Raw genomic sequence first — 18,230 nt, 5'->3', positions numbered from 1 at the left:
TTCCTCCTATGGTTCAACGATGATCGGTATCCATATTTGACTTAGATATGCGTCATCGTAGACATTTCCTCGACTGTACCACTCTAATTCGGGACTGTTTGCATGACCAAATGGATACTGCATAAGCCATTCCTCGTGAAGGAATTTCCATCCATTTTGTATCGCTTTCGGCAAAGGTCCGCGGCAGTCAAAGATCGCCCATGTGTTTTTTGAGATCAACCATTCATCATAACCTTCAGGAGCAGCTTGATCAGCAATCACCGACATCGTATAAGTGATCTGATTTTTCGTTTCATCTAAATGATGAAATCCTCCAAACATTCCCTTTATAGTACCTCGATCAAATTGTGTCAGCTTATAAAAGGTTCCATCATTTTGACAATCACTCCAAAATTTTGGTATTTGCTTTGCTGCATCCATTACTGAAACCGTAACACTTTTTCCGATCAATCGAAAGGCCGGCAGCTGCTTCAGCTTCCATGAATACTCTGCATTCTCATGGAGCTGCATTTTTGGATATACTTTTAGCTGAGCGGAACTGCTTCTTGCCATGCTTGGCGATATGCCATGAAAAAGCTGAAACGCCTTTGAAAAGGAAGTTGGTGAATCATACCCATATTTATAGCTGATTTCCACTACCTTCATTCCCGTACTTTTTAAATCATAGCCAGCCAGCGTAAGCTTTCGGTTACGGACATATTCAGCAAAGCTAATATTGTTCATATAAGAAAACACTTTTTGATAAAAATTGAATGAACATCCAGCAATCCGTGCTATTTCCGCCTGATCGATCGGTTCTTCCTTTCGCTGCAGATGCAGTTCTACATAATCAACGATCCTCTGCAGGGTTTGGTTCCAGTCCATGACATCCACCTTTCTGTCCCTCTTATTTTACCATGGGATCAACATACTATCCGCTTATTTTTGGTACGGTATGGATAGATAAAAAGATATTCGTCAGAATATCTTTTCTACACAATATTTTAGAATATCATTGCTTGTCTAAGTGGATTTTGTTATGGCATTGAATTGCCAAAGCTTGATCATGAGTAACTACTATTACAATTTTTCCACTTTCTGCCATCAATTTCAGAAGTTGAAATATTTCAGCCTTATTTTCCTCATCTAAATTTCCGGTAGGTTCATCCGCTAAAACAACCGTACAGGGTTTCAAAAGTATTCTTGCCATAGCTACACGCTGCTGTTCCCCTCCCGATAGCGTATATACTTTATTCGTTATAATCGCAGGAGACAGATTCACTTTTTCAAGCGCTTGGCTAATAGCTGTCCTATCTTTTTTATCTTTTGAATATTCCATGGCGATTTTTAAATTAGCTTCTACTGTCTCATTATCAAGTAATGCATAATTTTGAAATAAGTAAGCTATTTCATACCGCAAAAGATTCATAACAGTCCTAGATCCGAGCTTAAATCCTTCAAATCCTTGATACAAGATTTCACCAGAAGTAGGCTTTTCTATCAAACCGATGATGTTTAACAATGTAGATTTTCCACAACCTGATTCTCCAGTAATCGCAGTTAGTGTCCCTTTTTCAAAACGAGCATTAAAATCATGTAAAATAACATGATCATCAAACCTCTTTACTAAATTTTTTACTTCTATATATTCCATAGATTACTCCTTAAGGCTTACAGCCGTTATTTTATTTTCAGTAATTACAATAAGAAATCCAGAATATAGGCATTCAAACATGAATATCACAAAAACTGTTATTTGCTCAATAAATGGTCTATTCCATACAAAGTAATAAGCGGCAATCACAAGATAAAAGATTGTCATAATTAGCAGCATGCGATCATAACGTTTTATCAGACTATGCCCCATCATTTTTTTAATCATAATTTCTTTCTTAAAAGCATTCATATAAGAAATTACATACTGGGATATTACTGCACATAAAGCCATAAAGGAAATGCTTATCAAAAGAATTTCCTCCTTCAATCTATTTATTGTGAACTGATATTGTTCTTTGGAGGTCTCATCAACAGAATATATATCAAAAGTTGCTTGATACCCTTTTGACACTAGTACTTTATATATTTCATCTTTATCAAACTGCTTTTCTGTTCCATAAACAAACCAAGGATTCACAAAATCAGATACGACTATAAATGGATTTTCAACATACCCCATTGCCGATTCATGGATTGAATTATCAAATGTAAAAAATTCTTGATTATCTTTTATCGTTTTTATTTTCCACGTAATATCACTTCTTAGTTCATTTTTAATAAATTTATTAACCTCATTTTTATAAATTTCTGGAACCAAAATATAATAACCATTATCATTTATATGTAGGACTTTATTACAGTTATCTTTTATATTCATTTTGTTAATATAATTTGCATTCACTCCTAGATAAGGTATGTGTCCCCTATCTAAATCCCCATAATAATGCGTCTCCACACCAATTCCTCCAGATTCATTTAATTGATTGTATAAAACATGCAAATAGCCAACTGTATCTGATTCAAATTGTTGCATGTTATCCGCTTTATAATAACCTTCAATGTTCTGTTGATAATGAAAGGAAGAAAGCACCGCTTGAACATCATCTATCATAGGCTTAAAATAATTTCCTATGATTGATACGCCAAATATCACGATCATACTGCGTAATATTAAATTTAATGTTAATAAACCTTTATAATTGAATTGATGCTTCAACAGATTAGTGATTTCAACTTTTTTAAAAAAGTAAAATAAAAATACTAAAATTATAAAAAGCATAATAACTTCAGATAGAAAAAAAGAAAGTAGATATTTTATTAATAATGTTGAAAACATGTTAAATTGCTTCACTGAGATCAAGAAGCATACTATAAAAACAAAAGCATTGACAACCATTACTTCAAAGATCATTTTTCTATTCTCTTTTAATAAAATATTTATTGAAGAATATCCAAACATTTTTTTGATTGCTATCTTCTCTTGAATTTGTGAATAATACATTAATAGACAAATAATTGCTATAATCACAAGCATAACACACAATTGAATGAATGTTTGTATTCGCGGTGCATCCAATATATTGCTATTTATTTTAATTTCATCCTCACTCAATAATTCAAAAGATAGTGATGGAAAATTTTGTTTAAGTTGCAGAAAAGAATCTTTTGCCTTAGCTCCAATAAATGAATAACGTCCATCAATTGAATCGTAATTCCTTAAATTATGTACATACACTTTTTCGTCATTTGCAAAGATAGGAAAATATAAATCAGCTTTTCTATTTTGATCATTCGTTATTAAAAAATATTTATTCTGATTCAAACGATCCATTTCATGTTTCGTAAAAATGAGATCCGCATACTGATAAACATTCTCATTTTTAAAATAAGCATAATAATTAATATGTGTTTGATCAATCGGTGAAACTTTCATGATCGTTGTATTATTCCTATCATTTATATAAATCATTTTTTCTATAAAATCATTTTCGTGATTATTAAGATTATCATCATGTGAATACAAAAAGCGAACAACATTTGTGTTTTGTTCAGGTGATAAAGATAATGATAATTTGTAAATATCGCTTGTATTTGCATATGATAATACAAATCCTATTAAAGATATACATGCAAATATACAGACAACGATCTTTTTCATTAACGTACCCCCATTATATAATTAATGTTATCATATATTTAAGCTAAAAAAAACGCCTCAGGTTGTATGGTTCATTATTGATAAAGAAAAGCCGGCATTTTTAACCGGCTTTTAATTTTCTTTTCATATAGAAATATTCTTCTATACATCTATATAAAACCATCAGATCACTTAATTTTCTTCAGGATTTTGAAACAGATAGTTTTATAGAATACGGAAGCTGAACCAGTTCAACCCCTGCTGCATTCAGCATTTTTTTACTGGCGATGACATTATCTTGATCCGCATATTTATCACATTCATATACAATTCTGGCAATACCGCTTTGAATAATCGCTTTTGCACACTCATTGCACGGAAATAAAGAAACATATATCGTACAGCCGTGTAAATCACGCGTGCTGTTTAAAATAGCATTCAGCTCTGCATGGACAACAAAAGGATATTTTGTTTCCTGAAAGCTGCCTTCCCGCTCCCATGGAAATTCATCATCGCTGCAGCCGATCGGAAAGCCGTTGTAGCCGATTCCGACCACCTTACGATCCGGTGATACAATCGCCGCCCCAACCTGAGTCGAAGGGTCTTTTGAACGTCTGGCACTCAAATGTGCCAGTCCCATAAAATATTCATCCCAGCTTAATACATCTTCCCGTTTCATCGAATACCTCCTGCATAGAATTCTGAATACTGCCGCTCCAAAAAGCCGGCGTAACCATGAAATCCAATCGCATCATACGCTTTTATGATCTGTTTATCAATGACCCGCTGCTGCGGTTCAGCTGTTTTGATACGCATTACCATAACCGATAACGCCGCAAACATAATAACAAAAGAAATTCTAAAATTATGTTTCAGAGTTTGGAACTTCGGTATCTCACTGATTGAAAAGGCAACAAATGCCCCTCCCAGCAAACCACCGATATAGCCAAGGATGCTGATGCCCGGAGCCAGTACATCAATCATGCAGATAAAGCCCATTCGAATCAGCATGCTGCGCATGACCGGATGCTTCAGCGTACCATTTTCATAGAGGTTTACGATAAATGCTCCAAAGATACCGAGAATACCCGCACCGGCACCCATCGCGATCTGATTTGCATTACCGATCAGCATAAATAAATTTCCGACAACAGTAGATATCACAAAAATAAAGATATACTGCCACGGCTTATATAATTTTTCACAGACAAATCCGATCTGCATTAAGATCAAGACATTTAAAATCAAAGAAAAGATATCCGCATGAATAAATCCGGCGGTGAAAATACGCCAATATTCATAAGCGGCGATAACGCTCTGTTTGTAGAGAGCGCCCATGGCCACTGTAGCGCCAACCATCGTTTGAGAGTTGGCAGCGATAAAGCTGACAATGATAAACAACAGGATCATGATGCCACACAATATCGCGGTCACTTTCGGAAGCTTGATTTCTTTTTTCAGAATCTGCCGCCGCTGTTTCATCTGCACCTCTTCGATGTGTCTGGTAAGCTTGATCAGCTCCTGTTTGGGATCTTCCGGCTTCTTAACCGCTGCCGCAAGATTGGGGTACAACAGTTCGATTGATTCATCGCTGATATGATCAGGCGTTACCGCAACGACCTGAATCATCTCATCACCAGTCTCTGGAATTTGATCCTCAGCGGTATTCAGGATCAGCAGCGTTCCCTCCCGTTGAATCAAATCTAAAATCGCCCGGTGAATCTGCCGGATATAATCTTTGTCATACATGATTCCGGCTGGATCTGAGCATAAGCGGATCACCGGATATGTATCATGCTTCGCATTGACCATCCAAATATCATTTTTCTGCTGCTGGACGGTCACAATCTGATAATCAGCTTGTGAAACCAGATAATTTACCAGCTGAATTACATAAATATCATTGGTTGAATAATTCATAAATCTTCCCTCGCTCGCAATTCTTCAAGTACTTTTTCAAATGCTTCCGGAAGCGGTGCTTCAAAACGCATGACTTCCAGCGTCTTAGGATGAACAAATGTCAATGCGCATGCATGCAGCATCTGTCCTCCTTCATCCCTACGATAACCATATTTGGGATCATTTACCAAGGGATGCTTGATATACTGCATATGGACGCGAATTTGATGTGTCCGTCCGGTCTCCAGCTGACATTCTACCAGAGTATGTTCCTGAAATCGCTCGATCACTTTAAAATGAGTAATTGCATTCTTGCTGTTCTTAGCAGTAACGGTCATCCTCTGCCGGTCTTTTTCATCACGTCCGATCGGTGCGTCAATCGTTCCATAGTCATGCTCCAACACGCCGTGGACCAATGCCAAATATGTTCGGTTCATCGTTTTATCAGCCAGCTGCTTTGCCAAAGAACGATGTGCTTTATCATTTTTCGCTGCCGCGATCAATCCCGTCGTATCCTTGTCGATTCGATGAACGATACCCGGCCGCAGCACACCATTGATGCCGGAAAGATCACGGCAATGATACAGCAGTGCATTCACCAAGGTATGTTCTCGGTTCCCTGCAGATGGATGAATTACCATGCCTTTCGGCTTATTGATGACAATTACATCTTCGTCCTCATAGATGATATCCAATGGGATATTCTCAGGTTTTGCCTCCAACGGTTCATCGGCTTTTAAATCAGCAGTGATTACATCATGTGCGCGCAGTTTATAATTGCTTTTCACGATACACCCATTGACAAGAATACTGCCATCTTCAATCAAAGCCTGAAGCCTGCTGCGGGAAAAATCCGGCTCCTGTTTCGCAATAAATTTATCAATGCGTTCACCTTTTTCAGTATCCACGCTCCAAGTAAAATCACTCATGATGTTTCATTGCTCCTATTGATTCAAAATATTCCAGCGCTACATCGAGGATAATCAACCCTACCCCAATACATAACGCCATATCCGCAAGGTTAAAGATCGGAAAATCATAACCGAAAATAATAAAATCCAAAAAGTCCCGGACATATTGATAAACCAAGCGGTCAATCAAGTTACCAGCAGTACCGGCCATCATCAAAATGATGCCCCAGCGCACCAGCTTTTCCTCCGGCTTCATATTTCGATAAAAATAAAACATAACAACCAACGCTGCTATGGCAATCAAACAGAAAAATATCGTTTTTCCTTCAAACATGCTCCAAGCAGCTCCGGTATTATGTGCATATGTAATATGAAAAAAGTCATCGATAATCGTTATACTCTGTCCCAGCATAAGCTTGCTGTCAACCAGAATCTTTGACAGCTGATCGAGTACAATCAGCAATACGAGTATTGCAGCGTGCTTTTTCTTCATACGATCAACCTTTCTTTTCAGCTATCAGATATTATATCACAATTATGAATAACTTTAGCCTTATCAAATTAATTTTACCTGAAAAATTTCCAGATATACCTCTAATCCATAAAAAAAGCGCCGAAGCGCCTGTTACTTATCGAACCAATACAAAACAAATTAGGAACAAGGAGGTTATGAATATGGCTATATTCATCGTCCGAATAAGCAACTTATTTGAAATCTGTCTTTATTATATCATTAAAGAAAAATATTTCAATACAAAATTGAAATATTTTATCATATATACTGAAAACTTGTTACATCAATCGTTGATAACGATATTGGACATATTGTCCTTGGAACAGATAATGATCACCTCAGTAAAACCATAATGATCGTGATCATGAATACGAATCTCATGTTTCTTCAAACCGTTCAGGATATATTCTCCGATTTTTACCGCATCCTTGAAGGAGTAGTGCCGAGTATTTATATTGATATAATTATTATGACGATCCATGGAAAGATATGGACTGGTCATGATCTTTACTTCATCCTTCATGCTGTCATCATAGCGCCATTCGATATTCAGATAGTCATCGCTGTCAATGATGATCGGCGCATCCTTCACATTCAGTGTAGTGCTCTTCATTGCACTTTCTTCATACGGTGTAAAATCTTTTCCTTCAACAATTTCAAAATCACTCAATTCAAAAAAGAAAGTCATCGCGCCGGCCGTTACCATGACGATGGAAACAATTATGGAAATCAGAAATTTCTTCATATTATTTCCCTCCCTTGAAGGCAAAGCTGCTGATAAGATCAATCACCGCTCCATCACCGATCATAAGTCCGATCACGATCAGATAAGCTCCAACCATTGTAAAGCCCTGCACACTGCAAACGACCATGATCGCCAGCAGAATCGAAAGACCGACCATAATGCCAATCAAAGGGATCATACAGAGAACCGCAAATATCTTGATAAGAATGGATACAGCTGAATTTGCGGAGCTATCGCGATAACGGTAAGTCGTGCGGTCATCCTTGTCATCATACGGCTGTCGTTCATGATACATCTTCTCATGGGCCGCTCCCGCTTCTGCCTCTTTTTCATTGCTCATATTATGAATATTTTCCTTCGCTTGTTCAAAAGAGAAACTCTCTTTTAAATCATCGATTACTGTTTTTCCATCATGTTCTCGGTGCCGATAATGGCTTACACGTTTGGCAAAAATATTAATGATCACAACGATACACAAAACAATGAAAATAATCATTACCACCGCGTGCCACAATCCACCGAAGAAGCTGCCGATGCCAAAGCCGAAAACCGAATCCAGCAAACTGTCACCAAGATCGGCTATTAATTCAAATGGCCAGCGAAGCACAGCCAGAATAATCAATGTTATGAACAATTCAAACAATAGATGAACAACCCCATCCATATCCAAGGACGTAAAATGGGAAACAATTTTCTTGAGCCCTTCAAATAAATCATCCAGGAAGCGGTTCATCTTTCCTTCAAAGGTTTCATCCTGCATACTTTTCGTATTAATTTTATACGCATCCAGAATATCAGAAATCAATTCATCAATATCACCGAAATCCTCTATTGCTTCCTCTTCACTTTTCCCCTCCGCCATTCTCATATCAATGTGATTGCAATATTCATCAATAATATCTTTTCGCTCTTTCTCACTGATGATCTGAAGACGACGGTTCAATTCATCAATAAACTGCTGCTTCGTCATATTCTTCACTCTCCTTAATAAATTCATTTACCTGTTTACAGAAGGTGCTCCATTCACGGAGCAGCTCCTTCTGGTATCGCCTTCCCAATATGGTCAGATGATAATACTTTCGGGGCGGTCCCTCTTTGGATTCCTCCAAGTAGGTTTCAAAATACTTCTCGTTGGTCAGTCGTTTCAACAGCGGATAAATGGTTCCTTCATTCACATCTACAACCTTACTGACCTCTGATACAAGTTCATATCCGTACATGTCCTTTTTGTTAACAGATAACAGTACGATGAGTTCCAGCACGCCCTTTTTAAATTGTGTGTTCATGCACCTCACCTCACTATTATAATACGCACGGTACTTTGTATTGTCAAGTACTAAATAATTAAATATAGCAGAAAATAAAAAAAGATAACATGAGCCATAACATGTTATCTTTTTATACTCTCAATAGTTAGCATTCTGCCGATCATGATTTTTTTGATTTTTCTTAAAATAATATTCACGGATCATATCTGCATGAAGCCCTAATTTTACCCCAAGTCCCAAGTACGCTTCAAACAAAGTATGATAGGACTTAAGAGAGCAATGCTTGAAGAATTCATTTGCCAGCTCGTAGATCATCAAAAAAGCTTCATGCTTTGAGCCTTCAATTTCCATTGCGGAAAGTGACTCGCTATCGTCTTTAAGATCGATCCCAAGTGATAACAGAAAGTGAATACCGTCAGCATATTCCTCGAGGATGACATCCTGAGCACTCGGTCCTTTGTTCGACCAGAATTTAAAACAGCGGGTTTCATTTGCCAGCTCGCTGATTTCAACGAGCAAAGCTAATTGCCGGCGGGTCATCGTATCCGCTCTGGTTACACCATGCTGTTCAAAAATACGGTCATCCAGTGCTTCCTGCAATTCATATAAATCATTAATTTTGCATTCCATATTTAACACCTCTCGCATGAATTATACCATGCCCTATCAATTTGATCTCATAATTTTGTTTCATCCATCGATCTGATTTTATTGAGAAGAACACTAAGTTTCCTTCCCAATTTTTATCTCTCAATCGGATAATCAGCACACAGACTTTCAAAATGATATCTGAACATAATCATTTTAACCTACAATCAGGACTTTTTCAGCAGCTTGCCTTGCTGCTCCTCACGATACTGATTGGTATACAATTCATAATAATAACCGTGTTTTGCCAGCAGTTCCTCATGGGTACCCTGTTCAACAATTTCTCCGTACTGCATAACCAGTATTTTGTCCGCATGTACGATTGTCGATAAACGATGTGCTACGACAAAACTGGTACGGCCTTCCAGAAGCTTACCGATCGCATCCTGAATAATTCGTTCACTCTGCGTATCGATCGAACTGGTTGCCTCATCCAGGATGACGATGCTGGGATCCGCGATAATCGCGCGGGCAAAGGATATCAGCTGCTTTTCACCGGTTGAAAGCCGTTCTCCGGCTTCTCCGATATCACTGTCATATCCCTTATCCATCTTCATAATAAAATGATGAGCATTCACTACCTTGGCAACGTGTTCTATTTCTTCATCTGTAGCATCCAGCTTACCATAGCGGATATTATCTTTGATCGTTCCGCTGAATAAGGTCGGAGACTGAAGTACATAACCGATCTGAGCATGAAGCCAGCCGATAGAACGCTCTCGATAATCCAAGCCATCAATCAATATCTGACCGCTGATCGGTTCATAGAAACGGCACAGCAGATTGACAATGGTGCTTTTTCCACTTCCGGTCTCACCGACCAAAGCGATCATTTCACCCTTTTTCACATCCAAGCAGAAGTCCTTTAACACCGGTTCTTCTTTATAATAGTGAAAGTTAAGGTGATCAAACTTTACATTACCGTCAATCTTCTCATATTGATTGCTTTTTGGCTCCATCAAAGTACCATAGCGCTCAATGACATCTTCCCGATCAACAATCGCAACCGGCTCTTCCAACAGCCCGACAATTCGCTCCGCGGAAGCCTGTGCCATTTGCAGCTCCGCCATGATCCGTGCTACCTGCTTCAGCGGATCAAAGAATAAATTCGCATATTGGATGAACAGCGTAAGCGTTCCAAAAGGGATTGCCTTCAACAGAATCTGATTACCGCCGATCGTCAGCAAAGCTCCGATAACGATAGCACTAAGCAAAAATACAATAGGCTGAAACACCGCATTGATACGGGCAGCCCTAATAGAATAATGCTTCATGCTTCCGGTGATATCCTGAAAGCTTTCAAAGTTATTATTCTCCAGCACCAGCGTCTTTGTGGTTTTGGCACCGTTGATACCTTCCGCAAAGCCGGCCGTTATTTGTGAGTTGATCTTACGCGTCTGTCGATGCGCCGCTAATATGCGGCGCTGAAAAAATAATGAAATCAAATACAGGGGCGGTACGATTACCAACACAATGAGTGCCAGCTGCCAGTTCACAATTAACATGACGATAACGATGCCAAACATCACCACAAAGCCCCAAACCAGATCGACGATCGACCAGGCCATGATCTCCGCCAAGCGCGCCGTATCCCCGGTCAGCCGCGCCATTAACCAGCCGTTGCTGGTCTTATCAAAATAACTGAAGGACAAATTCTGCAGCTTACGGAAAGCTTTATCACGCAAATTTTTACCAAAAGTGCTCTCCATCCAACCGGCCTGTCTGAAAAACAGATAGACATCCAGACACTGCAGGGTGATCGCACCCAGATAAATGCCGATAAACAACGGCAGCGATTTTAAGCTTTCATGATTCGTCACATACGTATCAATCGCATATTTATTTAAGAGCGGCACCAGCACATCCAACAATGCAGATATGATCATGAATACCGCAAGCCAGGTCATCTGACGCTTATGCTCCATCAGCAGCCGGATAATTTTACCCCATAGCTTGCGATCCATTGTATCGGTGTAAAACTCTTGTTCCTTCATGACCCGTTCGCTCATGCTTCATCCCTCCCTTCATTTTGTATATCATGGATTTTTTTATACAGTCCTTCTTGATGAACCAATTCCTCATGCGTTCCGATCTGAGCTATTCTGCCCTCATCCAGGACGATGATCTTATCTGCTCCGCGGGCTGAATTTACACGATGCGTAATGATCAGCATCGTCATATCGGCACTGATGGTTTTTAATGCTTCCTGTATATTTGCATCGGTTTTGGTATCCAAAGCACTAAGCGAATCATCAAAAATCACAATCGGAGATTCATTGATAATCGTTCGGGCAATCGCAATACGCTGTTTCTGTCCTCCCGACAGTGTAACACCACGCTCGCCGACCTCTGTATCATAGCCTTGATCAAAGGTTTCGATCACATCGTGAATGCTTGCCAGCTTCGCTGCCCGCTTAACATCACTCGCTGAGGCTCCCCGCTTTGCCAAAGCGATATTATCATAAATAGATTTGGAAAAAAGAAACGGCTCCTGCAGCACAATACTGATCTGCTTGCGAATCCAAGCCTTTGAGATTGTCCGAAGCTCCACGCCGTCAACCAGAATCGAGCCTTCATTGTAATCATAAATTCGCGTCAGCAGATGCACCAGCGATGATTTTCCTGATCCGGTCGGCCCCATGATCGCAACGGTTTGCTTCGGCTCGATCGAGAAATTAATATCATGAAGCGTATGGGCATCCCCATCTTCATATTGAAAGCTTACATGTTTAAATTCAATATGGCCTTTTACCTCAGGCGTAAGCCCGGTCGTCAGATCCTCGCTCGGTTCATCGAGCACCTCTTTGATGCGGGTTATCGCTACCGATACCTTACCCATATCGGCAATGATTCTGCCCAACTGACGCATCGGCCAGATAATCATGCCTTCATAGGTCAGAAAAACAAAGAAATTCCCGGCACTGAGCGTCCCCTGCTGGGCAAACTGAATCCCAAAATAAATCATTACCAAAATCTGTCCGGTACACAGAAAATCGGTAGAGCCCCAAAACAGCGCCAGAGCATTCAACAGCTCACAGAGCTTTTGACGAAACTTCTCATTTGCTTTTTCAAACTTATCGATTTCAAACAACTCGCGGTTAAAAGCTTTCACGACGCGGGTTGCATTCAAATTTTCCTGCAGCACTGTTGTCATTTCGCTCTCGGCCCAGTCACAGCTTAGAAATATCCGCTTGGCCTTGGTGAAGAACAGCAGTGATGCCAGCACCAAAAACGGCATGACCATGACCGACAGCAGCATTAGCTTCGGATGAATCGAATACAGGATGCAGGCGGCGACCAAAACGATCAGAATCGCATACATCATTTCCGATATCTGGGTTCCTAAAAAACGCCGTACCTGTTCAATATCCGATGTGCTTCGCTGGATCAGATCGCCGCTGTCACGCGACTTATGGTAGGAAAACGGCAGCTTCTGCAAGTGGTCATACATCGCATCGCGAATATTCTTGGCAAAGGTCTCGCCGATGATACCGCAATCTACACCGCGCTTATACAGTGCAAACGCAATCACAACATACACGATGAAAATGATAACAGCGCCGATCCACAGATTTTCTCTCAGATAAGCTGTGCCGCCGATTGATCGCACTGCCGTTTCCAGCCAGGCATACTGAATCGGCAGACCATTGATTGCGGAATCCACCATAAAGCTGATAATCAGCGGTGCAATCAGCATGAAACCAGCATACAACAACACATACAAAAAAATCGTAAGCAAGCGCTTCTGCTGCGGTTTCGCATACTGCATAATAAATCTTAACTTCTCCATACATTCCCTCCTTACATTTATAAAAAAATAGGCCAAAAGGCCTATTTTCAGTCATTTTAATACATTACCCCTTATGGGCAAGCGTTTCCCGATCCTAAACTCCCTGCTTGTACTGCCGCAGCGCTCTTGCAATCTGATCAGGACAGGATGTTTTCTTGCTTCCGCATTCAACACCTTCAAATGATGAAATTACCTCTTCCAATGTTTTTCCCTTAATAATATTTGATATTCCCAGTAAATTCCCCTGGCATCCGCCCACGATCTTAACATTCATGATACGGTCGTCCTCAATCTCAAAAACCATTTCCTGTGAACATACACCCTTTGGTCTATATGTGAATGTTGTCATTGTTATCTCTCCTTACCCTATGCGATACGTCTTTGTACCTGATCAGCAAGATATCCGATCAGGATGCCGGTTGGAATCGAAAGCACCATGAGCAGCGGCAATAAGGCCCCCATCAGGTACTGCTGATAAATAAACGTCACTGCAATCATCTGCCCAATGCAGTGAAAAACGCTCGCAACCATGCTTACACCATATACACTGAGCGGTGTATGCTTTTTTGCCCAGATTGCCAAAAAGCTGCTTAACAGCACACCGGTTATCGACAGCCAGAAGGGGGTGCCGAAGATAATGCCTCGGAGCAGCGATGCAATCAGCACTCGCAGAACATTTACCAGAAGCATTGCCTTTCCGTCAAACCGATATAATGCGATCAGTCCTACGATATTGGCAAGCCCCAATTTAAAACCGGGAATTGGCAGCGGAATCGGAATCATAGCTTCAATCATATGAAACAGAATCGCTAAGGCACTCAACATCGCAAGCTGAATCCAGCGCTTTGTGCGGCTCATCGTATCACTGCATCATCTGATGATGATGCCCCATCCTTTACTTCAATATCGACAACGATATCATTGGGAAGGCAGATGATCGGACGACTGGCATCCTTCACCCATCCCTGACGGGAACACAAATGATACGGTGAGTTTTCTTTTTCGACCCGGATTGCCTCATCCTTGACTTCAATCTTCACATCGCCCAGTGTACCCGATACATGATACACCTTATCCTGTTTTAAATCGATTTTTAAAATTTCCCGATCCCGATAACGGACTATCGCTTCCTTGGCTTTTCCTTCATTGATGCGATCCGTGATGAACAACGGCAGGTAAATGAGTATCGACGCAGCGATAATCAGTACCACGCATATCTTATCTGCTTTATTCATCCAGACCTCCTTACAACACCACTATTATATCATCTCTGCTTTTCTTTTCTACCTTAAATATGTGAAATATCCTTTTGGAGAAGCATTTTTATTAAGAAAATGCCTGTTATCCGACCGATTCCAGGCATTTATAAATTATTTTGAAGCTTCCTTCGATTGCTCCATCGCACTTTTCACTGCCTTTAGATATCCGTCTATGGAAATCGTACAGCCGCTCAGTACATCCTCATTTTTTGCCTTGCCCTGTTCATCCAGCTGAATTTCCTCAATCCCGTGATCTTTGATATACGTCTGCAGATAATCCATCTGTTCATCCCATTCCTTACCGATAACACTGGCGTCTTTCATATGATATTCCTTGCCCAATTTTCGTTTTGTTGTCGTACCGGTCGTTTCATCAATCGTTACCTTTGTCAGCTTATCATTTTTATAATTCACATGAACGGTTGTGACTTCACCTTCTTGGTTTGTATACGTTCCCTCACCCTTTTTAACAACTTCCTTACTGCCGCAGCCGCACAGCAGAAGCAACAAACCGATCAATATTCCTTTGCGCATATTGCACCTCCATTACCCTTACTATGTACGGTTTTCCCAATGCTATGCGATTTGCTTTTCCTTTCCGTCAAAGCCTGATAAAAAAAGACTGCGAACAGTCTTTCCCTTATTAATACTTAATTTATTTTGCTGAATCTGCAGCTTCTTTAGCCGTTTCTACGTATTTGGATACTGCAATGGTGCAGCCGCTCAGAACATCGTCATTTGTCGCTTTACCAGTAGCTTTATCGATCTTCACAGAATCAATACCGTTATCTTTCAGATATGTTTCCAGGTATTTGATCTGCTCATCCCACTCTTTGCCAATTCCTGACTGAGCTTTCATGCCGTAGTCACTGCCAAGCGCTTTCTTCATTTTCTTTTTGCTTGCATCATATTCGTTAATAGAAACCTTAGTGATTTTATCACCTTTTTTAGTAACTTCAGCGGTTACATAAGACCCATCCTCTGTTTTCTTAGACTCCGCTTTTCCGCTCACCTCTGATTCACTGCCACAGGCAGTTAACAGCATAGCCGCGAAAGCTAAAACGATCAATTTTTTCATGCATTCTCCTCCTTTGCCTCCCTATACTATCAAACAAGCATATGCTTGTCAACTGATTCACAATACATTCTTTTTCCAGATATAGGGATCGCTTTATAGAGGATACCGCTCACTTTTCAAGCAGCGCATGGATGCAGTCTTTCCACCCTTTTAAGAGTTTTGTACGCGTCTTAAAGTCCAGTTTGCTCTCAAACGCTGCGCCAACATGATAATTCGCTTTAATGGTCTCTTTATCAGGCCAGTAGCCGACTGCTAAGCCCGCTAAATAAGCAGCTCCCAGCGCAGTGGTTTCCGATACCAAGGAACGCTGAACCCGACAGTTCAGCAGATCGCTTTGAAACTGTAACAGATAGTCATTGCGCGATGCTCCGCCGTCTACCTGTAAGGCACAGAGCTCCACACCGGCATCCTGTTTCATCGCTTCGATCACATCATAGGTCTGATAGGCAAGCGATTCCAAGGTAGCGCGGATGATGTGATTCTGGGTCGTGCCTCTGGTTAATCCAAAGATCGCTCCCTTCGCCTGCGGTTTCCAATATGGCGCACCCAATCCAGTGAAAGCCGGTACTACATAAACCCCATCGGAGGATGAAAGTGATTCTGCACACTTCTGTGTTTCTGCAGAATCTGCGATAATCTTTAAGCCATCACGCAGCCACTGGATCGCTGCTCCGGCGACAAACACACTGCCTTCTAAGACATAATCCACTTCCTGTCCCAATTTCCATCCGACACAGGTAATCAAACCATGCTTCGATGAAATAATCTGATCACGGGTATTCATTAGTAAGAAACAGCCGGTTCCGTAGGTATTTTTAACACTGCCTGCTTCAAAGCAGGTTTGTCCGAATAAGGCCGCCTGCTGATCACCGACCGCTGCGCCAATCGGAATTTCAACCCCGAACAGCCCCGAATCGCATACTCCGTATACCTCGGAGGTGGCTCGAATATCCGGCAGCATCGCCGCTGGAATGTTCCAAAGCTTTAAAAGCTCCGGATCATACTGTAAAGTTTTCAAATTCATCAGCATGGTGCGGGAAGCATTGGACACATCGCTCACATGTACTTTTCCTTGCGTCAGCTTCCAGATCAGCCAGCTATCAATCGTACCAAAGCATAGTTCACCGGCTTCCGCACGCTGCTGCGCTCCATCCACATGATCCAAAATCCAGCGGATTTTACTGGCGGAAAAATACGGATCCAGCAAAAGTCCGGTTTTCTTGCGAATGAAGCTTTCCTTACCTGCACGTTTCATTTCCTGAATGTAATCATCACTTTGACGAGACTGCCATACGATTGCAAAATAGATCGGCTGCCCAGTTTTACGATCCCATATCACCGTAGTTTCACGCTGATTGGTAATCCCGATTGCCGCGATTTGCTGCGCCGATACACCGCATTTCGCAAGCACCTCGAAGATCACACCGGCACACGTTGCCCAGATATCGTTGGCATTTTGTTCTACCCATCCCGGCTGCGGATAATAGTTTTCCAGTTCTCGCTGGGCAATCCCTAATACATTGCTTTCTTCATCAAACAGCATCGCCCGGGTACTGGTTGTTCCCTGATCGATTGCCATTACATATCGCTTCATGATACTCCTCCTTATTGAATCTTACCAAAGCTACGTAAAAATTCACCATTGTTGGCAGAATAAGTCATTGGTTTATCGTCAGGATGAAAATGAATTATTTCTTTATGTGAGCCCCAACTGACTTCCACCCGCAGATCACTCATCATGATTTTCCATTCATCTTGTGATAATTCCTGAAACCCAGAAGAATCTACACTGAAATTAAATTCCAGACATGGCACATCCGTTTTTTGATTCAGCACCATCGGATACGTAATCGTTGAGAACACAGTTTGTCCGGGAGTTCCGCCGTAGTAGGCAGCCTGTTTTTCGTTCAATTTCATGCGTACAGTCAATTTTTTTGTATTTAAATTATCAAGCGGTTTTAAATACAGCTGATAATTAAAATACATCGTTTGATTATCCCGGACATATGCGTCCATCACCGTTAATTTCGCTTCAAAGTAAGTGCCGTTATACACTTCAATCGCCTTAGTTTCATCATATTTTTCCAGCAGTTCTTCCTGATAGGCATCCGCCTTTAAAGCTTGCGGATTCATGGAACACCCAGCCAGTATCAGAGGAATGAAACACAGGAGATATTTACGCTTCATCATCATCCCTCCTTTCTGTTTCTATTATATCATGTCTCTAAGACACGTATCATCCAAAACCGAAAAAAAGCTGATATGTTTCAGCTTTTCTTTTTAATTACAAAAATAGCATAAAAATCTAGTTATCCGCATAAAAACTGGACTTATCACACTTTATCAAGGTCAAAACCACTCAATTTACTACTAATTTACTACTTATGAATGAGCTTTGATACGACGATTTATCCTTGAAAAGTGAAGATATAAAGATACTTCCAATAAAATTTGAATATTTAATAGGTAGACACTTCAAAAAATGAGGTGTCTATTTTTTTACCC

The 18,230-nt window shown here is 40.6% G+C and carries 20 protein-coding genes; all 20 read right to left on the bottom strand.

Annotated elements, in window-relative coordinates:
* Positions 1–6 precede the first annotated feature (6 nt).
* Positions 7–864, bottom strand: a complete 858-nt coding sequence (locus tag GSF08_RS07190) for an AraC family transcriptional regulator (protein WP_160625136.1) — start codon at positions 862–864, stop codon at positions 7–9.
* Between the two features lie 127 nt (positions 865–991).
* Entirely contained in the window at positions 992–1,633 is a 642-nt protein-coding gene (locus GSF08_RS07185) for a putative bacteriocin export ABC transporter (RefSeq protein WP_160625135.1), read from the bottom strand.
* 3 nt (positions 1,634–1,636) lie between these two features.
* Positions 1,637–3,634, bottom strand: coding sequence for a DUF1430 domain-containing protein (locus GSF08_RS07180; RefSeq protein ID WP_160625134.1), 1,998 nt, complete (start codon positions 3,632–3,634; stop codon positions 1,637–1,639).
* 181 nt (positions 3,635–3,815) lie between these two features.
* The gene (locus GSF08_RS07175) at positions 3,816–4,292 is read right to left on the bottom strand and encodes a deoxycytidylate deaminase (RefSeq protein ID WP_160625133.1); all 477 of its coding nucleotides are present in this window, start codon (positions 4,290–4,292) and stop codon (positions 3,816–3,818) included.
* Positions 4,289–5,533, bottom strand: coding sequence for a rhomboid family intramembrane serine protease (locus GSF08_RS07170; protein WP_160625132.1), 1,245 nt, complete (start codon positions 5,531–5,533; stop codon positions 4,289–4,291). Before GSF08_RS07170 ends, GSF08_RS07175 begins: the two co-directional genes overlap by 4 nt.
* Positions 5,530–6,441: an RluA family pseudouridine synthase gene (locus tag GSF08_RS07165; RefSeq protein ID WP_160625131.1), complete on the bottom strand. Its 912-nt coding sequence runs from the start codon at positions 6,439–6,441 to the stop codon at positions 5,530–5,532. Before GSF08_RS07165 ends, GSF08_RS07170 begins: the two co-directional genes overlap by 4 nt.
* Positions 6,434–6,916, bottom strand: coding sequence for a signal peptidase II (gene lspA, locus GSF08_RS07160; RefSeq protein ID WP_160625130.1), 483 nt, complete (start codon positions 6,914–6,916; stop codon positions 6,434–6,436). Before lspA ends, GSF08_RS07165 begins: the two co-directional genes overlap by 8 nt.
* Before the next feature lie 304 nt (positions 6,917–7,220).
* Positions 7,221–7,682: a hypothetical protein gene (locus tag GSF08_RS07155; protein WP_160625129.1), complete on the bottom strand. Its 462-nt coding sequence runs from the start codon at positions 7,680–7,682 to the stop codon at positions 7,221–7,223.
* A gap of 1 nt (position 7,683) precedes the next feature.
* Positions 7,684–8,652 (bottom strand): DUF1700 domain-containing protein, encoded by a 969-nt coding sequence (locus tag GSF08_RS07150; RefSeq protein ID WP_160625128.1) that lies wholly within the window; start codon positions 8,650–8,652, stop codon positions 7,684–7,686.
* A complete protein-coding gene (locus GSF08_RS07145) occupies positions 8,630–8,968 on the bottom strand; it encodes a PadR family transcriptional regulator (protein ID WP_160625127.1) in 339 nt (112 codons plus the stop codon). Before GSF08_RS07145 ends, GSF08_RS07150 begins: the two co-directional genes overlap by 23 nt.
* A gap of 120 nt (positions 8,969–9,088) precedes the next feature.
* The gene (locus tag GSF08_RS07140) at positions 9,089–9,580 is read right to left on the bottom strand and encodes a dUTP diphosphatase (RefSeq protein ID WP_160625126.1); all 492 of its coding nucleotides are present in this window, start codon (positions 9,578–9,580) and stop codon (positions 9,089–9,091) included.
* A 185-nt stretch (positions 9,581–9,765) separates the two neighbouring features.
* Entirely contained in the window at positions 9,766–11,607 is a 1,842-nt protein-coding gene (locus tag GSF08_RS07135) for an ABC transporter ATP-binding protein (protein WP_160625125.1), read from the bottom strand.
* Positions 11,604–13,388, bottom strand: coding sequence for an ABC transporter ATP-binding protein (locus GSF08_RS07130; RefSeq protein ID WP_160625124.1), 1,785 nt, complete (start codon positions 13,386–13,388; stop codon positions 11,604–11,606). Before GSF08_RS07130 ends, GSF08_RS07135 begins: the two co-directional genes overlap by 4 nt.
* Before the next feature lie 94 nt (positions 13,389–13,482).
* Positions 13,483–13,737: a TIGR03905 family TSCPD domain-containing protein gene (locus GSF08_RS07125; RefSeq protein ID WP_160625123.1), complete on the bottom strand. Its 255-nt coding sequence runs from the start codon at positions 13,735–13,737 to the stop codon at positions 13,483–13,485.
* A 17-nt stretch (positions 13,738–13,754) separates the two neighbouring features.
* The gene (locus GSF08_RS07120) at positions 13,755–14,246 is read right to left on the bottom strand and encodes a Gx transporter family protein (RefSeq protein WP_160625122.1); all 492 of its coding nucleotides are present in this window, start codon (positions 14,244–14,246) and stop codon (positions 13,755–13,757) included.
* On the bottom strand, positions 14,243–14,623 hold the full coding sequence (locus tag GSF08_RS07115) for a NusG domain II-containing protein (RefSeq protein ID WP_160625121.1): 381 nt from the start codon (positions 14,621–14,623) through the stop codon (positions 14,243–14,245). The genes GSF08_RS07120 and GSF08_RS07115 overlap by 4 nt, the downstream gene beginning before the upstream one ends.
* Positions 14,624–14,758: 135 nt before the next feature.
* Complete coding sequence (locus GSF08_RS07110; RefSeq protein WP_160625120.1) at positions 14,759–15,181, bottom strand: FMN-binding protein; 423 nt, start codon at positions 15,179–15,181, stop codon at positions 14,759–14,761.
* Positions 15,182–15,302: 121 nt separating this feature from the next.
* Entirely contained in the window at positions 15,303–15,725 is a 423-nt protein-coding gene (locus tag GSF08_RS07105; RefSeq protein WP_160625119.1) for a hypothetical protein, read from the bottom strand.
* A gap of 109 nt (positions 15,726–15,834) precedes the next feature.
* The gene (gene glpK, locus GSF08_RS07100; RefSeq protein WP_160625118.1) at positions 15,835–17,319 is read right to left on the bottom strand and encodes a glycerol kinase GlpK; all 1,485 of its coding nucleotides are present in this window, start codon (positions 17,317–17,319) and stop codon (positions 15,835–15,837) included.
* Between the two features lie 11 nt (positions 17,320–17,330).
* Entirely contained in the window at positions 17,331–17,912 is a 582-nt protein-coding gene (locus tag GSF08_RS07095) for a hypothetical protein (RefSeq protein ID WP_160625117.1), read from the bottom strand.
* Between the last annotated feature and the right edge of the window lie 318 nt (positions 17,913–18,230).

Source organism: Copranaerobaculum intestinale (assembly GCF_009831105.1).
Taxonomy (GTDB): Bacteria; Bacillota_I; Bacilli_A; order Erysipelotrichales; family Erysipelotrichaceae; genus Copranaerobaculum; species Copranaerobaculum intestinale.
The sequence above is the reverse complement of the archived record's forward strand: the minus strand, read 5'-3'. Positions and strand labels throughout refer to the sequence as shown.